The 223-nt window shown below is 59.6% G+C and carries 1 protein-coding gene; it reads left to right on the top strand.

Translation table 11 applies throughout. The annotated features are described in order from the left end of the window. Positions 1-223, top strand: a 223-nt coding sequence (locus ACNFBR_RS29365; RefSeq protein ID WP_416737891.1) for a hypothetical protein, incomplete at both ends; no start/stop codon positions are given.

Below are 223 nucleotides of genomic sequence, written 5' to 3'. Positions count from 1 at the left end.
CAAGTTCGAGAAGCTGACCCTGGACAAAACCGAGGTCAAAACCACTGTCACCGACGAGCCTGGCTCGGGTGTGCCTGGCGACAACAACCAGGGCGACCTGGTCAAAGTCACAATCACCGCCGACCAGACCTCGGTGGCCGAGAACGTCAAACCGACCTTCACCGTGCACATCAACCAAGCGTTGGCCAACGACCTGGTCGTGACCCTGAGCAACAACGCCCAG

Source organism: Pseudomonas sp. NY11955, assembly GCF_048068035.1.
GTDB lineage: Bacteria > Pseudomonadota > Gammaproteobacteria > Pseudomonadales > Pseudomonadaceae > Aquipseudomonas.
This window is presented reverse-complemented; position numbering and strand designations above follow the sequence as displayed.